This window comes from Amycolatopsis japonica (assembly GCF_000732925.1).
Taxonomy (GTDB): Bacteria; Actinomycetota; Actinomycetes; order Mycobacteriales; family Pseudonocardiaceae; genus Amycolatopsis; species Amycolatopsis japonica.
Genome location: NZ_CP008953.1, coordinates 7,800,532 through 7,815,595, shown reverse-complemented (window position 1 = coordinate 7,815,595; position 15,064 = coordinate 7,800,532). Strand labels below are relative to the sequence as shown.

Annotated in this window: 17 protein-coding genes and 3 tRNA genes; 15 read left to right on the top strand and 5 right to left on the bottom strand. The window is 68.4% G+C overall.

What is annotated here, in order from left to right:
- Positions 1-16: 16 nt before the first annotated feature.
- Complete coding sequence (locus AJAP_RS36110; protein WP_038519910.1) at positions 17-955, bottom strand: GNAT family N-acetyltransferase; 939 nt, start codon at positions 953-955, stop codon at positions 17-19.
- Between the two features lie 280 nt (positions 956-1,235).
- Between AJAP_RS36110 and AJAP_RS36105 the strand changes: the two genes are divergently transcribed.
- The 6 genes from AJAP_RS36105 to AJAP_RS36080 all read left to right on the top strand — a co-directional run bounded on the left by AJAP_RS36105 (position 1,236) and on the right by AJAP_RS36080 (position 5,274).
- Positions 1,236-3,851: a putative bifunctional diguanylate cyclase/phosphodiesterase gene (locus AJAP_RS36105; protein WP_038519907.1), complete on the top strand. Its 2,616-nt coding sequence runs from the start codon at positions 1,236-1,238 to the stop codon at positions 3,849-3,851.
- A gap of 79 nt (positions 3,852-3,930) precedes the next feature.
- A tRNA-Thr gene (locus tag AJAP_RS36100) sits at positions 3,931-4,003 on the top strand.
- Between the two features lie 49 nt (positions 4,004-4,052).
- Positions 4,053-4,125: transfer RNA gene (locus tag AJAP_RS36095), tRNA-Met, on the top strand.
- 45 nt (positions 4,126-4,170) lie between these two features.
- Positions 4,171-4,335 (top strand): 50S ribosomal protein L33, encoded by a 165-nt coding sequence (gene rpmG / locus AJAP_RS36090; RefSeq protein ID WP_005152047.1) that lies wholly within the window; start codon positions 4,171-4,173, stop codon positions 4,333-4,335.
- Between the two features lie 88 nt (positions 4,336-4,423).
- On the top strand, positions 4,424-4,873 hold the full coding sequence (locus AJAP_RS36085; RefSeq protein WP_037332761.1) for a MaoC family dehydratase N-terminal domain-containing protein: 450 nt from the start codon (positions 4,424-4,426) through the stop codon (positions 4,871-4,873).
- Entirely contained in the window at positions 4,870-5,274 is a 405-nt protein-coding gene (locus tag AJAP_RS36080; protein ID WP_016331051.1) for a MaoC family dehydratase, read from the top strand. The genes AJAP_RS36085 and AJAP_RS36080 overlap by 4 nt, the downstream gene beginning before the upstream one ends.
- Positions 5,275-5,347: 73 nt before the next feature.
- On the opposite strand, the gene AJAP_RS36075 is transcribed toward AJAP_RS36080, so the two are convergent.
- Positions 5,348-6,280 carry an SGNH/GDSL hydrolase family protein gene (locus AJAP_RS36075; protein WP_148311752.1) on the bottom strand — a complete coding sequence of 311 codons (933 nt, stop codon included), beginning with the start codon at positions 6,278-6,280 and terminating at the stop codon, positions 5,348-5,350.
- 119 nt (positions 6,281-6,399) lie between these two features.
- Between AJAP_RS36075 and AJAP_RS36070 the strand changes: the two genes are divergently transcribed.
- The gene (locus AJAP_RS36070) at positions 6,400-6,615 is read left to right on the top strand and encodes a hypothetical protein (protein WP_037332758.1); all 216 of its coding nucleotides are present in this window, start codon (positions 6,400-6,402) and stop codon (positions 6,613-6,615) included.
- A 37-nt stretch (positions 6,616-6,652) separates the two neighbouring features.
- On the opposite strand, the gene AJAP_RS36065 is transcribed toward AJAP_RS36070, so the two are convergent.
- Both AJAP_RS36065 and AJAP_RS36060 read right to left on the bottom strand, forming a co-directional pair.
- Entirely contained in the window at positions 6,653-7,549 is an 897-nt protein-coding gene (locus tag AJAP_RS36065) for a TIGR03619 family F420-dependent LLM class oxidoreductase (protein ID WP_038519903.1), read from the bottom strand.
- Positions 7,546-8,775: a pyridoxal phosphate-dependent aminotransferase gene (locus tag AJAP_RS36060; RefSeq protein WP_038519900.1), complete on the bottom strand. Its 1,230-nt coding sequence runs from the start codon at positions 8,773-8,775 to the stop codon at positions 7,546-7,548. The genes AJAP_RS36065 and AJAP_RS36060 overlap by 4 nt, the downstream gene beginning before the upstream one ends.
- A gap of 206 nt (positions 8,776-8,981) precedes the next feature.
- On the opposite strand from AJAP_RS36060, the gene AJAP_RS36055 reads away from it, so the two are divergent.
- The 6 genes from AJAP_RS36055 to AJAP_RS36030 all read left to right on the top strand — a co-directional run bounded on the left by AJAP_RS36055 (position 8,982) and on the right by AJAP_RS36030 (position 12,617).
- A tRNA-Trp gene (locus AJAP_RS36055) sits at positions 8,982-9,054 on the top strand.
- Positions 9,055-9,081: 27 nt separating this feature from the next.
- Positions 9,082-9,534: a preprotein translocase subunit SecE gene (gene secE / locus AJAP_RS36050; RefSeq protein ID WP_037332751.1), complete on the top strand. Its 453-nt coding sequence runs from the start codon at positions 9,082-9,084 to the stop codon at positions 9,532-9,534.
- A gap of 78 nt (positions 9,535-9,612) precedes the next feature.
- Positions 9,613-10,467 (top strand): transcription termination/antitermination protein NusG, encoded by an 855-nt coding sequence (nusG, locus tag AJAP_RS36045; RefSeq protein ID WP_038519897.1) that lies wholly within the window; start codon positions 9,613-9,615, stop codon positions 10,465-10,467.
- 78 nt (positions 10,468-10,545) lie between these two features.
- Complete coding sequence (gene rplK / locus AJAP_RS36040; RefSeq protein WP_005152062.1) at positions 10,546-10,980, top strand: 50S ribosomal protein L11; 435 nt, start codon at positions 10,546-10,548, stop codon at positions 10,978-10,980.
- 81 nt (positions 10,981-11,061) lie between these two features.
- Positions 11,062-11,775, top strand: coding sequence for a 50S ribosomal protein L1 (rplA, locus tag AJAP_RS36035; protein WP_037332749.1), 714 nt, complete (start codon positions 11,062-11,064; stop codon positions 11,773-11,775).
- Positions 11,776-11,852: 77 nt separating this feature from the next.
- Positions 11,853-12,617 carry an alpha/beta fold hydrolase gene (locus AJAP_RS36030; protein WP_038519895.1) on the top strand — a complete coding sequence of 255 codons (765 nt, stop codon included), beginning with the start codon at positions 11,853-11,855 and terminating at the stop codon, positions 12,615-12,617.
- Positions 12,618-12,781: 164 nt separating this feature from the next.
- Here the strand turns inward: AJAP_RS36030 and AJAP_RS36025 are convergent, their stop codons facing one another.
- A complete protein-coding gene (locus AJAP_RS36025; RefSeq protein WP_038519893.1) occupies positions 12,782-13,627 on the bottom strand; it encodes a hypothetical protein in 846 nt (281 codons plus the stop codon).
- Positions 13,628-13,956: 329 nt separating this feature from the next.
- Here AJAP_RS36025 and rplJ point away from each other — a divergent pair, with 329 nt between their 5' ends.
- Both rplJ and rplL read left to right on the top strand, forming a co-directional pair.
- On the top strand, positions 13,957-14,508 hold the full coding sequence (gene rplJ / locus AJAP_RS36020) for a 50S ribosomal protein L10 (RefSeq protein ID WP_034304192.1): 552 nt from the start codon (positions 13,957-13,959) through the stop codon (positions 14,506-14,508).
- A gap of 48 nt (positions 14,509-14,556) precedes the next feature.
- Entirely contained in the window at positions 14,557-14,943 is a 387-nt protein-coding gene (gene rplL / locus AJAP_RS36015; RefSeq protein WP_037332742.1) for a 50S ribosomal protein L7/L12, read from the top strand.
- The last annotated feature ends 121 nt before the right edge of the window (positions 14,944-15,064 follow it).

Here is a 15,064-nt window from a genome sequence, read left to right as displayed (position 1 = left end):
AACGAGCCTATCCGGATCAAGGCACCGCGGGTCGCCGCTGCCAGTACGTCCAGAGCGGCCGATAGCCCTGCGCGTACCAGAACGGCGTCGAGCGCGGATTGGCCAGCGCGTGGTGCAGCAGCACGGCGTCGGTGCCGCATTCGTCGAAGACCTGGTGCGCGTGCGCGGCGAGCGCCGTCCCCACCCCGCTCGACCGCGCCTGTTCCGCCACCGCCAGCGACGACAGGTAGCCGACCTTCTCGGCCGCGACCCGGCCGCGGATCCACGCCGTGTCGCCGGGGAACTGCACCCGCACCATGCCCAGCGGACGGCCGTACAGCTCGGCGATCCACAACGTCGGATTTTCCCGGCCCAACTGTTTCGACAGGTCCGCCGTGATCGTTTCCTCCGCGCCCTCGCGCAAAGTGACAGAACCGAACTGCGCGTCATAACGCTGCAATTCCAGTTCGAGTCCGACGGCGGTTTCGAGATCATCCGCTTCGGCGGGCCGGATGTGCACCCCGGGAGTGGCGGGCGGTCCGGTCACGGCGAGCCGGTCGGCCGGGCGGACCGCGATCACCAGCACCGGCGCGAAGCCGCGACGCAGCAATTCGGCCGAGCCGGGGGAGTCCCGGCTTGGCCGCACCACGGTCGCCGCCGTCTCGACATCCCCAGGTGGGGCCACGGTCTTCAGATGTTCATCCCATCGGGTGAGTAATGCGTCGAGGGCGGCTTCCGGGCGGGGTCCGGTGAGGCGGGCTTCGAGGCGATGCTCGACGAGGGCCCGCCACGGAGAGTCAACGGAATCGGGGCCCGCCTCGGTCCGTACCGACAATCCGGCGGCGGCCGAGTCGCCTGCCGTCGCGGAGAGTGACACGGAGCCCTCGACAGGCTCCAGTGCAGGCATTTCGGGGAGCAGGGCGTCCACGGTGGCGAGCCGCTCGGCGTGCCCGGCGGCGATGGCGTGGCTATTCATAGGGCTATTCAAGCCCCTACTGACGGGTCCGCCGGGAACTTCACGAGATTGGCCGGAGCGTGGCGCCAGGTGACTTCCGGTAGTCGGAAGGAACGCGAATAACGCTCCCATTTCACCCCTTGGTCCACGCAGGTCAGCGCGACGCGCCCATTGTTAACCCTGGGGTGATCTCATACTGTCTCGAATGGGACTTGGGTACGCCCTCCGGGGTACTGTATTGCCCTCGTCCCCGAGGTCGCGGTAGGACAAGACCGGTTGGGCAGCCGGGAAGGAAGGTCGGATGCCGGACACGAACGGCAGGCCCGGGAGCGCCGCACAGGCGACAGCGGGCAAGGGAGGCGCCGTTACGGAGGCTCGTACCGACGAGCGACGGTTCCGCGTCTACACCTTCGCGGTACTCACCATGGGCATCGCCGCCGCGGCCGCGGTCAGCCTTTGGCTGGACTTCGAGGCTTCGGACGATCTGTTGTGGATCGGGCCGATCCTCGCCCTCGCGTTCCTGCTCGCCGAACAGCTCGGCATCAACGTCGACGTCCGCAGCGGCATCTCGTGGACGATCTCGTTCACCGAGATCCCGCTGGTCATCGGTTTCTTCGTCGCTCCCTTCGAAGTCGTGCTCGCCGCGCATCTCGCGGCGGGGATCGGGACCTTGCTTGCCCGCAAGGTCGCCGGACGCGTGCTCTACAACGCCGGCGCCTTCCTGCTGGAGATCACCGGCGCGTTCGCCGTGGCAGGACTGGTGAAACAGGCCTCCGGCGCCCACGACATGACCTGGATCGCCGCGCTGGCCGGGACTTTGACCGCGCCGCTGGTCAGCACGCTGCTCGCGCTCGCCGCCGTCCGCGTGCTGCGCCGCCGCATGCGCGTCAGCACCGCGATCCGGCTGACCGGCCGCATCCTCGTCGTCGGCTTCGTCAACGCCTCGGTCGGTCTTTCCGGTTATTTGGTCATTTCCGGGACGCCGAAGGCCTGGCCGCTCGTGCTCGCCGTGTTCCTCGGGCTCACCGCGTTGTACTGGGCGTACTCGGATCTGCTGCGCGAGCAACGCGACATGGAAGCGTTGTCCGACGTCAGCCTGATGGTCGCGCGGTCCGGTCAGCAGGCCGCCGCACGGCCCGCGGGGCGCGCGGACGAACTCGTCGGTGGTGTCGATGTCCGTGAGTGGGCGACCATCGCCGAACGCATCAAGGACCAGCTCGCCGCCGGCCGCGTCGTGCTGAGGCTTCGACTGGAGCCGAAGGACACCATGCGGATGGTCGTCGCGGGCGACGAACTGCCGCCCGTCGACCCGGCCGCCGACGACCCGCTGCTGCGCCTGCCCGGCGCGCACGTCCGCCACTTCCGGATCACCGAAGCCAATCCCGACGTCCGCTCCGCGTTGCTCGACCGCGGCGCGCAGGAGGCGCTGGTCGTCCCGCTGCGCAGCGCGAACCAGCTCCTCGGCGTCGTCGAAGCGCACGACAGGCTGAGCCGCTGGCGTGGGTTCGGCAAGTACGACGTCCAGCTGCTCGGCACGATGGCCAGCCACCTCGCGACGTCGCTGGACAACCGGCGCCTGCTCGCGACCCTGCGCCACGACGCGTACCACGACCCGCTGACCGGTCTGCTCAACCGGCCGGGCTTCCGCCAGGTCGCCAAGGAGCCGTTGCGGGAACAGGTCGACGCGGTCGTGCTCCGGGTCGATTTGGATGTCTTCTCCACCGTCAGCGACGCACTCGGCTACGTGTGGGCCGACCGGATGGTCATCGCCGCGGGCCGCCGGATCCGCGACGCGCTCGGCCCCGACGTCCCGCTCGCCAGGCTCGAAGGCGCGTCGTTCGCGGCACTCCTCGTCGGCTGCGCGCCGGAACGCGCCCAGGCCGCCGCGGAACTGCTTCGCGCGGAACTCGTCGCCCCGTACCCGGTCGACCGGCTCTCCGTCGAAGCCAACGCGATGATCGGCTACGCCACCTCTTCGGCGGAAGACGACGAGCAGGTCGACGTCGACGGGCTCCTGCAGCGCGCCGACGTCGCCGTCCGCGCGACCAAGGGCGGCGAAGAGGTCCGTGGCTACATGGCCAGCATGGGCCAGATCTTCATGCGCCGGTTCCAGATGGTCACGCAGTTCCGGCAGTCGCTCGAAGAAGGCCAGCTGAGCGTCCACTACCAGCCGAAGATCACCTTGCCGAACCGGCAGATCCAAGGTGTCGAGGCGCTCGTGCGCTGGGTTCACCCGGAGTTCGGCAGGCTCGGCCCGGACGAGTTCGTCCCGGCGATCGAAGCCGCCGGCCTCATCGGCGTCCTGACGTCGTTCGTGCTCGAAGAGTCGTTGAAGCGCGTGCGCAAGTGGCTCGACGAGGGCCTGCGCATCTCCGCCGCGGTGAACCTGTCCGTGCGGAACCTGGCCGACGAGGACTTCCCGACGAAGGTCGCGCGCGAGCTCGACCGCTTCGGCATCCCGCCCGAGCTGCTCACCTTCGAGCTGACCGAGTCCGGTGTGATGTCCGACCCGCAGAAGGCGCTGCCGATCCTGCGGGAGCTGCACTCGCTAGGCATCGTGCTCGCCGTCGATGACTTCGGCACCGGCTACTCGTCGCTGGCGTACCTGCGGCAGCTCCCGGTCGACCAGGTCAAGATCGACAAGAGCTTCGTCCTCGGCATGGGCACCGACCTCGGCGACCTCGCCGTCGTGCGCTCCATCGTCGAGCTGGGCCACTCGCTCGGCCTCACGGTCGTGGCGGAGGGTGTCGAGGAGGACGTCGCGCGGGATCAGCTCGAAGCGATGGGCTGTGACGTCGCCCAGGGCTACCTCATCTCGCGGCCGCTGCCGGAGGACCGCCTCGAGGCGTGGCTGCAGGCCCGCACGGCGCGTTCGCCCGGACGCCACTCCGAGACCGTCCTTACCCTGCTGACCTGAGGTTTCGCGGTAACGTACCCCCCTGTTTCAGGCCCGCGCGAGGACTTGCTAATCTTTCCAAGTCCTCGCGAGAGGCCAGGCCCCTTTAGCTCAGTCGGCAGAGCGTTTCCATGGTAAGGAAAAGGTCTACGGTTCGATTCCGTAAAGGGGCTCAGAACCTCAGCCGCGTCACGCAAGCGTGTCGCGGCCAGGTTCATGTAAGGCGGTGTAGCTCAGCTGGCAGAGCAAGCGGCTCATAATCGCTGTGTCGCCGGTTCAAGTCCGGCCACCGCTACGCGGTAATCCTGGGTATCCCAGGCCTAGTAGAGAAGGAAATGCTGTGGCTGCCACTGACGTGCGACCGAAGATCACGCTCGCGTGTGAGGAGTGCAAGCACCGCAACTACATCACCAAGAAGAACCGGCGCAACAACCCGGATCGCCTGGAGATGAAGAAGTTCTGCCCGAACTGCGGTACGCACCGGACTCACAAAGAGACCCGCTGAGCGTCTAGCGGTTCTACCTGTCTTACCCGAAGCCGCCCTGGTCACCAGGGCGGCTTCGGGTATTTTTCGGGTTCGGTAGCCTGCTCGGGTGGCCTTGGACCAGTCGTTCACCGGGCGGGTGTACCCGCCGACCAGTACCTATGAAGTGAGTCGCGAGAAGATCCGGGAGTTCGCCGACGCGCTCGGCGACACGAACCCGCTCTACCGCGACCCCGAAGCGGCGAAGGCGGCCGGCTACCCCGACGTCATCGCGCCGCCGACGTTCCTGACGATCATCAACCTCGCCTCGATCAACGCGATCGTCTCGGACCCCGAGCTGGGTCTCGACTACTCGCGGATGGTCCACGGCGATCAGCGGTTCACCTACACGCGGCCGGTGCACGCGGGCGACGTCCTGTCGCTCACCACGCATATCGACAACATCATGGCCCGCGCCGGGAACGACTTCATCAACCTGCGCGCCGAGATCTCCGGCGCCGACGGCGGCCTGATCGCCACCACGAACGCCCAGCTCGTGGTCCGAGGGGAGGACGCGTGAGCACGTTCACCGTCGGGGAAGAACTGACGCCGCTGACCATCGACGTCACCCGTGACCAGCTGGTGCGCTACGCCGGCGCGTCGCTCGACTTCAACCCCATCCACTGGAACGAGGCCTTCGCCAAGGAGGTCGGCCTTCCCGACGTCATCGCGCACGGGATGCTGACCATGGCGCTCGGCGCGAGGCTCGTCACCGACTGGCTCGGCGACCCCGGACGCCTCGTCGACTACTTCGCGCGCTTCACGCGCCCTGTGGTCGTGCCGAACGAAGGCGCGGCGACGATCGAGTTCACCGGGAAGGTCGCCGTGGTCAACGACGACGGCACCGCCCGCGTCGACATCACCGCCAAGTTCGAGGGCAAGGCCGTTCTCGGCAAGGCGCAGGCGGTCGTCCGCAACTGACGCCGGGGAGCAAGGGACCTTTGCTACCACTCGCTTAGCGTGCCTAAGTAAGTGGTAGCAAAGGTCCCTTGCTCTACGCGAGCTTGAGCAGCTTCTCGAGGACCTCCGCCATCCCCGCCGCACCCCGGGCGTTCGGGTGCAGCGGCGCCGCGGGCACCGACGGCGCGGGGCCCTCGACCCAGCGCCGGTTCGCGGCGCTGCACATGTCCCGCCCCTTGCTCGCGGTCGACATGTCGGCGAAGCCGGCTTCGTGCGCCTTCGCGGTGTCCTGCAACGCCGTGTTGAGCCGTTTGAGCGAGTCGCGGAAGTAGGCCACGTCCCCCGCGCCGACCGGCAGGACGGGCCAGCAGCCGGCGTCGTCGTCCGGAAGCACCGTCGGGTACCCCACGACCACAATGCGCGCCGAAGAGGCCTTCGCACGGATCTGGTCCAGGATCCCGCCGAGCCGGTCCGCCGCGGCGGTGATCCGTTCGGCGAGTTGATCGCGTCCGCCCGCGGTCAGTTGGGTCTTGCAGGGCGAAGCGGTCTGCACCTGCGTCGCGCACTGGCTCGCGAAGCCGGCGAAGCCCACGTCGTTGCCGCCTATCCCGACGGTCACCAGCGTCGTGTCGCCGTCGACGGCATCGAGCTGGGGAGCGTTCGTGCCGTCGCGGGTCTTCTGCTCGCCGGTGAGGTGCTCGGTCGTGGCGCCGCCGCAGCTGACGTCGACGAACTCGGCCGGACGCAGCTTCGCGGCGAGCAGGCTCGGGTAGTTGTTGTCCGAGCGATCGCAGCCCGCCGGCGCGCCCACGGGCCGTCCGGTGCCCGGCGAGGCCGTGTAGGAGTCGCCCAGCGCCACGTACCGGCCCGCGCCGTCCGAAGTGGTGACCCCCGGCGGAGTCACCGCCGTTCCACGCTCCCAAAGGTGGTAAGCGATCCCCAGGACGGACAGCACGATCACCAGGAAGAGGCAGCCGCCGCCCGTTCTCCGCTGCGTCACCCGTTCGTTGTACGCGACCTGGGTCACGTTTGTCATCGGTCCGACCGTCGGTGAACTCAGCGTGAACGGGTGATCTCCGGTTGCCTGAGACGTGGATCACGTTCAGGGTGGTGCGCGTACCTGCCCCCGAGGAAAGGCGGAAAACCGTGAGCCTGAACTTGAACAAGCTGGTGGACAAGGCATGGGAGGACAAGGGCATCGGTGAGCTGCTGGACGCGCCGCCGTCCGCGCTCGAAGGCCTGACCAAGAAGCACGACGAACTCCTCGCCGAGCTCAAGATCAAGACCATCCGGGACCTCGGCAACTGGAAGTACGCCGCGAAGGCCCACGCGCTCGTCCAGCTCGCCGACGGCGAATCCTGACGTTCTGAAGGCCCTTCCCGGCGAACGGGGAGGGCCTTCAGCCGTTCGGGACGAGGTCGCGCAGCTCGGCGGCGAGATCGAGGGCGTGCGTGACGTCCCGCGCGAGGTAGTGCGGGTCGACGAAGGCTTCGGCGATCCCGGTTTCGGCGGCCGCTTCCAGCTGGGCCGCGACGTCCTTGAGGTCCGTTCCCGGCTTCGGGTTGATCCGCAGCACCCGGCGCAGCGTGCCGGGGTCGCGGCCCGCCTTCTCGGCCGCGGTCACCACGGTTCCCCAGAGCTTCGCGAGATACGGCGCGGGCAGTCCCGCCGGGAGCCAGCCGTCCGCGCGACGGCCGACACGATCCAGTGCCACCGGGGACAGCCCGCCGAGCAACACCGGCGGATGAGGGCGCTGAGCCGGGCGCAACCCCACCTTCGACGCCGGGATCCGCCAGCGTTCGCCTTCGTGCTCGACCGGGTCGCCGGTCCAGAACTTCCGGAGGACGTCGAGAAGCTCCTCCAGCTGCCCGCCGCGCCCCTTCCAGGGTGTGCCTGTCGCCGTGTACTCGTCGCGAAGCCACCCGATGCCCAGCCCGACGTCCAGACGGCCACCGCTCACCTGATCCAGTGACGTGAGCATCCTGGCGAGCACCACGGCCGGGTACACCGTCCCGGTGAGCGTGCTGGTGCCCAGCCGGACCTTGTTCGTGACGCTCGCGGCGACGGTCAGCAGGATCAGCGGATCGGCGAACGTGACGAATTCGGGCGGATACGGCCGTTCCGGTGTGCCGCCGGGGTAGAAATCCGACGGCGAGATCGGCGCCAGCACCCGATCCCCGACCCACAAGGACTCGTAGCCGAGCTCCTCGGCCGCCGCGGCGAAACCGGTGACGGCGTCCATCGACGCCAGGGGACCGTACTGCGGAAGAGCGATTCCCAAGCGCACCACGGTCACCGTGCTTCCGCGAGCAGACGGCCCATCCTGGCGATCCCCTCGGCGAGATCGTTTTCGTCCAGGGCATAGGAAATCCGGAAGTAGCCCGGTGTCCCGAACGCCTCGCCGGGCACCACGGCGACCTCGGCCTCGCGCAGGATCAGATCGGCCAGCGCCACCGTGTCGGCCGGACGTTCGCCGCGAATCTCCTTGCCCAGCAACGCTTTCACCGACGGATAAACGTAGAAAGCACCGAGGGGCACCGGAGTCTCGACTCCCGGGATCTCGGAAAGCAGGGACAGCGCCTTCTTCCGCCGGGCGTCGAACGCTTCGCGCATGGCGAAAACGGCGTCGAGCGGCCCGCTCACCGCGGCCAGTGCCGCGCGCTGCGCGACGTTCGAAACGTTGCCGCACAAGTGGGATTGGTACGCGGTCGCCGCCTTGACCACGTCCTGCGGACCGAGCAGCCAGCCCACCCGCCAGCCGGTCATCGAGTACGTCTTCGCGACCCCGTTGAGGACGATCGTGCGGTCGGCGAGCTCCGGGACCAAGACCGGCATCGAAGGCGCTTCGGCGCCGTCGTAGACCAGGTGCTCGTAGATCTCGTCGGTGATCACCCAGAGGCCGTTCTCGTGCGCCCAGCGCCCGATCGCCTCGACCTGCTCGCGCGGGTACACCGCGCCGGTCGGGTTCGACGGCGACACGAACAGCAGCACCTTCGTGCGCGGCGTCCTGGCGGCTTCGAGCTGCTCGACGGTGGCCAGGTAGCCCGTCGTCTCGTCCGCCGTGACCTGCACTCCGACACCGCCGGCGAGGGCGATCGACTCCGGGTACGTGGTCCAGTACGGCGCGGGCAGCAGCACCTCGTCGCCGGGGTCGAGCAGCGTCGCGAACGCCGAGTAGACCGCCTGCTTGCCGCCGTTGGTCACCAGGACGCGGCCGGGGTCGACCTCGAACCCGGAGTCGCGGACGGTCTTCGCTGCGATCGCCTCGCGCAGCTCCGGCAGCCCGCCCGCGGCGGTGTAGCCGTGATTGACCTTGTCGCGGACCGCCGCCTCGGCGGCTTCGAGCACGTTGGCCGGGGTGGGGAAGTCCGGCTGCCCCGCGCCGAACCCGATCACGGGACGACCCTGCGCCTTGAGCTCCCGGGCCTTCGCGTCGACGGCCAGCGTGGCCGACGGCGTGATGCCGCCGATGCGGGCCGAAACGCGAGCGGCGGGCGAAGGCGAGGGTGCGGGAGCGCTCATGGCGACATCGTGGCACGATCATGGGGTCGGCCGTGGGGGAGTTTCCCCGCGGAAGGCTGCTCCGCGCCGCTTTGAGGGGCGCGGTTGCGAAGCTGTTCGGGGGTTGCCGTAGACTTCTGGTCTCGGAACGCACTACGGTCATCCCCGCCACGGCGGTGGGGACGATGGAATGCGTCCTCGGGAGCTCCAGAGCATCGGGGTTCCAAAGGGGTGTAGCTCAATTGGCAGAGCAGCGGTCTCCAAAACCGCAGGTTGCAGGTTCAAGTCCTGTCACCCCTGCGTAAGCGAACTGGTGAAGGCGGAGGAGTGGTCGTGAGCGACAGCGACGCCAGCGGTGAGAAGGCGCAGGACGACGCCGGGCAGAAGCCCGACGAGCAGTCCCGCCCGGTGACCGCCGCTGCCCGGCGTGAGCGCCGTGCGTCCGCGCGCCCGTCCGGTAAGGCCGACGCCAAGTCGGACGACAAGACCCGCCCCGCCGGCAAGGCGAAGGCCGGGGACAAGACCGAGAAGTCCAAGGACGCCAAAGGCACGGCGACCCCGAAGCGCGACCGCAAGCCGAAGCAGGCGTCGATCTTCGCCCGGCTCATGCGCTTCATCCGTGAGGTCTGGGCCGAGCTGCGCAAGGTCATCTGGCCGAACCGCAAGCAGATGGTCACCTACACCGCGGTGGTGCTGGTCTTCGTGGTGTTCATGGTGGCGCTGGTGAGCGGCCTCGACCTGGCCTTCAAAGAGGTCGTCGGTGCCGTCTTCGGCAGCTGAGGCAGCCGTTCGCGGTGTCTGAGGGCGCCGCACGGTGGCCTCTGCGCCACGGCAACCGATCAACTGAGAGGACGGAACGTGACCTCCGAGAACGGCACAGCAGCCGGTCATGAGCTGACCGAGCTTTCCGACGAGCAGGTGCACGCGGCACTCGGCGACGAGCAGTCCGAGCACCTGGACTCCGTCGAGGTGCCCGCCGCAGGCGACGAGGTCGACGAAGCCGGAGATGTCGCGGAGGCCGACGAGGCGTCCGTCGAGACCGACGACACCGAGGACGACGACACCGCCGCCGCGCCCGAGGCCGACGAGGACGTCGACCCGGTCGCCAAACTGCGCGCGGAACTCAACGCCGCTCCCGGTGAGTGGTACGTCGTGCACTCGTACGCGGGTTACGAGAACAAGGTGAAGACCAACCTCGAGACCCGGACCCAGACGCTGGACGTCGAGGACTACATCTTCCAGATCGAGGTCCCGACCGAAGAGGTCACCGAGATCAAGAACGGCCAGCGCAAGCAGGTGCAGCGCAAGGTGCTGCCCGGCTACATCCTGGTCCGCATGGACCTGAACGACGCCTCGTGGAGCGCGGTGCGCAACACGCCGGGTGTCACCGGGTTCGTCGGCGCCACGTCGCGTCCGTCGCCGCTGACCGTGGACGAGGTGCTCAAGTTCCTCGCGCCCAAGGTCGAGACGGCCGCCCCCGCCAAGCCCGGCAAGGGCGAGGCCGCTTCCGCCGAGTCGCAGCTGGGTGCCCCCGCGGTCGAGGTGGACTTCGAGGTCGGCGAGTCGGTCACCGTCATGGACGGCCCGTTCGCGACGCTGCCCGCGACGATCTCCGAGGTCAACGTGGACGGACAGAAGCTGAAGGTCCTGGTGTCGATCTTCGGCCGGGAGACCCCGGTCGAGCTGTCGTTCAACCAGGTCTCCAAGATCTGACGGCCGCCAGACGGCCGGCAGTCCCCGCGTACTGGCAGGTGTGCGGGGGACTCAAGTCAGTAAGAAGGAACAAACGAAATGCCACCCAAGAAGAAGAAGCTTGCGGCGATCATCAAGCTGCAGATCAAGGCGGGTGCGGCCAACCCCGCGCCGCCGGTCGGCCCCGCGCTGGGTCAGCACGGCGTCAACATCATGGAGTTCTGCAAGGCCTACAACGCCGCGACCGAGTCGCAGCGCGGGGACGTCGTCCCGGTCGAGATCTCCGTGTACGAAGACCGCACGTTCGACTTCAAGCTCAAGACGCCGCCGGCCGCGAAGCTGCTGCTGAAGGCCGCGGGCGTGGAGAAGGGTTCCGGCGAGCCGCACAAGACCAAGGTCGCCAAGGTCACCTGGGACCAGGTCCGCGACATCGCGAAGACCAAGGAATCCGACCTGAACGCGCACGACATCGACCAGGCCGCGAAGATCATCGCCGGCACCGCCCGTTCGATGGGCATCACGGTCGTCGACTGAGTTCCACCCAGCACCACCGTGGGAGAGCCAGTGCTGGCTCCAACACCACACTGATCCGTTGAAGAGTTAAGGACAGAAGCAATGCCCAAGCACAGCAAGGCCTACCGTCAGGCTCTTGAGCTGGTGGACCGCGAGCGGCTCTACGCCCCGCTCGAGGCCGCGAAGCTGGCCAAGGAGACCTCCTCCAAGAAGATGGACGCCACCGTCGAGGTCGCCATGCGCCTCGGTGTCGACCCTCGCAAGGCCGACCAGATGGTCCGCGGCACCGTGAACCTGCCGCACGGCACCGGTAAGACCGCTCGCGTCATCGTTTTCGCCGTTGGTGACAAGGCCGCCGAGGCCGAGGCCGCCGGCGCGGACGTGGTCGGCACGGACGAACTGATCGAGCGCATCCAGGGTGGCTGGCTCGAGTTCGACGCCGCGATCGCGACGCCGGACCAGATGGCCAAGGTCGGCCGTATCGCCCGCATCCTCGGCCCGCGTGGCCTGATGCCGAACCCGAAGACCGGCACCGTGACCCCCGCGGTCGCGAAGGCCGTCTCGGACATCAAGGGCGGTAAGATCAACTTCCGCGTGGACAAGCAGGCCAACCTGCACTTCGTCATCGGCAAGGCCTCGTTCGACACCGACAAGCTGGTGGAGAACTACGCGGCCGCGCTGGACGAGATCCTGCGTGCCAAGCCGTCGTCGGCGAAGGGTCGCTACCTGAAGAAGGTCACGATCTCCACGACGATGGGCCCGGGTGTCCCGGTCGACCCGGCCCGCACCCGCAACCTCCTCTCCGAGGACGCGTGAGTCTGAGTTAGACATCACTGAGAAGGGGGCGGTCCCGCTACGGCGGGGCCGCCCCTTTTTCGTGTTTGCTGGAGGGCATGCCTACCTTCGCGTCCTTCGACGGGCTTCAGCTGAGCTACACCGTGTGGGAAGGCCGTGGGCGTCCGGTACTGCTGCAGCACGGCTTCGCCGCGGACACGAACGCCAACTGGATCGCTCCCGGCGTCGTCGACACCCTCCAGGACGCGGGGCTGACCGTGATCAGCCTGGACGCGCGCGGCCACGGGCGGTCGGCGAAACCGCACGACGAGGCGAGCTACGGCGACGACGCGATGGTGCGTGACGTGTCGGCGCTGCTCGACTCCCTGGGGCTCGACGAGGTGTCGATGGTCGGCTACTCGATGGGCGCGATGATCGCACTCGGCGCGGTGGCCGCGGACCCGCGGATCCGGTGCCTCGCGATCGGCGGGGTCGGGTCAGGGATCGTCGACTTCGGCGGCGTCGACACCCGCGTCGTCACGCCTGAGGCGATCAGCGAGGCGTTGCTCGCTTCGGACCCTTCGACGCTTCCGCCGTCTTCGGCGCCTTTCCGGGCGCTAGCCGACGCTTTGCGGGCGGACCGGATCGCGCTGGCGGCCGTCGCGCGCGGGACGGCGAATCCGAAACTGGACCTGACGGCGATCGCCGTGCCGACCCTGATCCTCGCCGGGGACACCGATCCGCTGGCCGCGGAACCCGAACGCCTGGCCGCCGCCATCGCCGGCGCCCGCCTCGTCCGCGTCCCCGGCGATCACATGGCCGCCGTCATGCACCCCGCCTTCGGCTCCGCCCTCACCGGCTTCCTGACTTCGCACGACCTCTGACGCGACCTGCGTTTAGCCCCCTAATCGCGATCCGGCGCCCGCACCTGCGTTTCGCGGGCTAATCGCGATCCGGGTGCGGACCTGCGTTTCGCGGGCTAATCGCGATCTGGCGGGCGCGTCGCCTTTAGCGGGCTAAACGCGATCTGTGGGGGAAGACGTGCAGGTCAGTTGCCGGTGGGTGGGGCGGGGCAGGGGTCGGGAGAGTTCGCGTGGCCGGTGATCAGCCACTGGCCCATCTCGACTTCCTGCAGGGTGAAGCTGCCCAGGAGAGGGCCACCGCGGATGTTGTACCAGCACGAGTGGATCGTCAGGTTCTGCCGCGGGACCACGCTCGACATCGGGCGCACCGCGTAGATGTACGGCGTGATGTCGGTGACCTTGGCGTTCAGCGCCGGCACGGCGGTCGCGCAGTCCGGATAGCCGAGGTCGCGGGCGAACTGGGCCTGCGCCTGTTCGCTCATCGACAGGCAGACCTTTTCGACGCGGGTGGCGGGCGGGTACGGCTTGCCGATCGTGTCGTAGATGGCCCGCACGGCTTCCCAAGGATTGGTCGAGAGCACCTGGTTGGTGTGGTGCTTGCCGCCGCCGCCCTGGACGAACGTCGCCGTGTCCTGCCCGGCGTCGCTCGGGAAGATCTGCCGGTAGACGATGGTGGCGCCGACGCAGAGCAGCACGATCACGATGATCCAGGCGAGGAGCTTCCCGCCCAGACGTCGCAGCCAGCGCGGCATGCGCGGGCGAGGGGCGTGCACGAGTTCGCCGGGCGGCGGGCCCGGAGGCGCCGGTGGCTGCCCGCCGTAGTGCTGGGTCACGGGCTGCGTGGTCTGTGACGGCACGAGGCCCTGCTGCTGCGCCTCGGTGAACTTCAGATAGTCCTGGAACTGCTGAAACTGCTGGAACTGGCGCAGTTGCTCCTCATCCAGCCGGGGCGCGGGCTGACCTCCCGCCTTGGGCTCGATGTCCGTGCCGGGCTCGCTGCCCGGCTTTCCGTCATCACGCTGCTCCGCCACGTCACCATGATGCCTCGCGAGGCCACCCGCGCACTCCGCCGGTCGCGTTTAGCCCGCTAAACGCGCTCCGGAAGGGGGTCCGTGCGGAGGGCGGAAGAGGGTCACGTACCCTTGTCAAGGTTCTACCGAAGACCGCTGGTCTTCTCCTGGTCATACGGCCTGGAGAACGAAGGCCCCGCTAGGGCGGGCGACCCGCGCAGGAGGAACGAGGCTCGCCCACGATGCATGTCGTCGTGTGCCCTGACGCCCCGCGCCTGTCTGCGCCGGGGCGTTTCGTCGTTTCAGGGCTCTCAAGGCCAGTGGACCACTAGCCAAGAGAGGAGGCGACCATGGCGAAGCCCGACAAGGAGGCGGCCGTCGCCGAGATCGCGGAGAGCTTCCGCAGCAGCTCGGCCACAGTCGTTACCCAGTACACCGGCCTCTCCGTGTCCCAGCTGTCCCAGCTGCGCCGCGCTCTCGGCACCAATGCCAAGTACCGGGTCGCGAAGAACACCCTCGTCAAGCGTGCCGCCACGGACGCCGGCATCGAGGGTCTCGAGGACCTGTTCGTCGGCCCGACCGCGATCGCCTTCGTCGAAGGTGAAGCTGTTGACGCCGCGAAGGCGCTTCGCGACTTCGCGAAGGACAACAACGCGCTTGTGATCAAGGGCGGCTACATGGACGGCAAGACGCTGTCCGTGGACGAGATCACCAAGATCGCCGATCTCGACAGCCGTGAGGTCCTGCTCGCCAAGGCGGCGGGCGCGTTCAAGGCGAAGCTGTCCCAGGCCGCCGCGCTGTTCCAGGCGCCGGCGTCCCAGGTCGCTCGCCTGGCTGCCGCGCTGGAGGAGAAGCAGCGCAACGCCGGTACCGAAGCAGCCGAAGCACCCGCCGAGAGCTGAACACCCCCCACCCCGAACTTTTAGTTCGTTTCAGAGAGGAAAGCCACCATGGCGAAGCTGAGCACCGCCGAGCTGATCGACGCCTTCAAGGAGCTCACCCTTCTTGAGCTGTCCGAGTTCGTCAAGGAATTCGAGACCACCTTCGACGTGACCGCGGCCGCCCCGGCTGCCGTCGTCGCCGCCGCCCCGGGTGCCGCCCCCGCCGCGGCCGCCGAGGAGCAGGACGAGTTCGACGTCGTTCTCGAGTCCGCCGGTGACAAGAAGATCCAGGTCATCAAGGTCGTCCGTGAGGTCGTCTCGGGTCTGGGCCTGAAGGAGGCCAAGGAGCTGGTCGAGGCCGCTCCCAAGGCCCTCCTGGAGAAGGTCGACAAGGAGGCCGCCGAGGCCGCCAAGGAGAAGCTCGAGGCCGCGGGCGCCAAGATCGCCATCAAGTGATCTCGGGCGCGTCAGCGCCTACCGCAGCACCGTCGAAGGGGCGGGCATCCACACGGGTGCCCGCCCCTTCGCTGTGCCCACGACCTGCGTTTAGCCCCCTAATCGCGACGCGTAGCAAGGC

Bases quoted from the DNA above. Each gene is read 5' to 3' on its own strand.
- AJAP_RS36110 (WP_038519910.1), bottom strand. From the start codon at position 955: ATGAATAGCCACGCCATCGCCGCCGGGCACGCCGAGCGGCTCGCCACC.
- rplL (WP_037332742.1), top strand. From the start codon at position 14,557: ATGGCGAAGCTGAGCACCGCCGAGCTGATCGACGCCTTCAAGGAGCTC.
- rplA (WP_037332749.1), top strand. From the start codon at position 11,062: ATGCCCAAGCACAGCAAGGCCTACCGTCAGGCTCTTGAGCTGGTGGAC.
- rplJ (WP_034304192.1), top strand. From the start codon at position 13,957: ATGGCGAAGCCCGACAAGGAGGCGGCCGTCGCCGAGATCGCGGAGAGC.
- rplK (WP_005152062.1), top strand. From the start codon at position 10,546: ATGCCACCCAAGAAGAAGAAGCTTGCGGCGATCATCAAGCTGCAGATC.
- AJAP_RS36030 (WP_038519895.1), top strand. From the start codon at position 11,853: ATGCCTACCTTCGCGTCCTTCGACGGGCTTCAGCTGAGCTACACCGTG.
- AJAP_RS36105 (WP_038519907.1), top strand. From the start codon at position 1,236: ATGCCGGACACGAACGGCAGGCCCGGGAGCGCCGCACAGGCGACAGCG.
- AJAP_RS36060 (WP_038519900.1), bottom strand. From the start codon at position 8,775: ATGAGCGCTCCCGCACCCTCGCCTTCGCCCGCCGCTCGCGTTTCGGCC.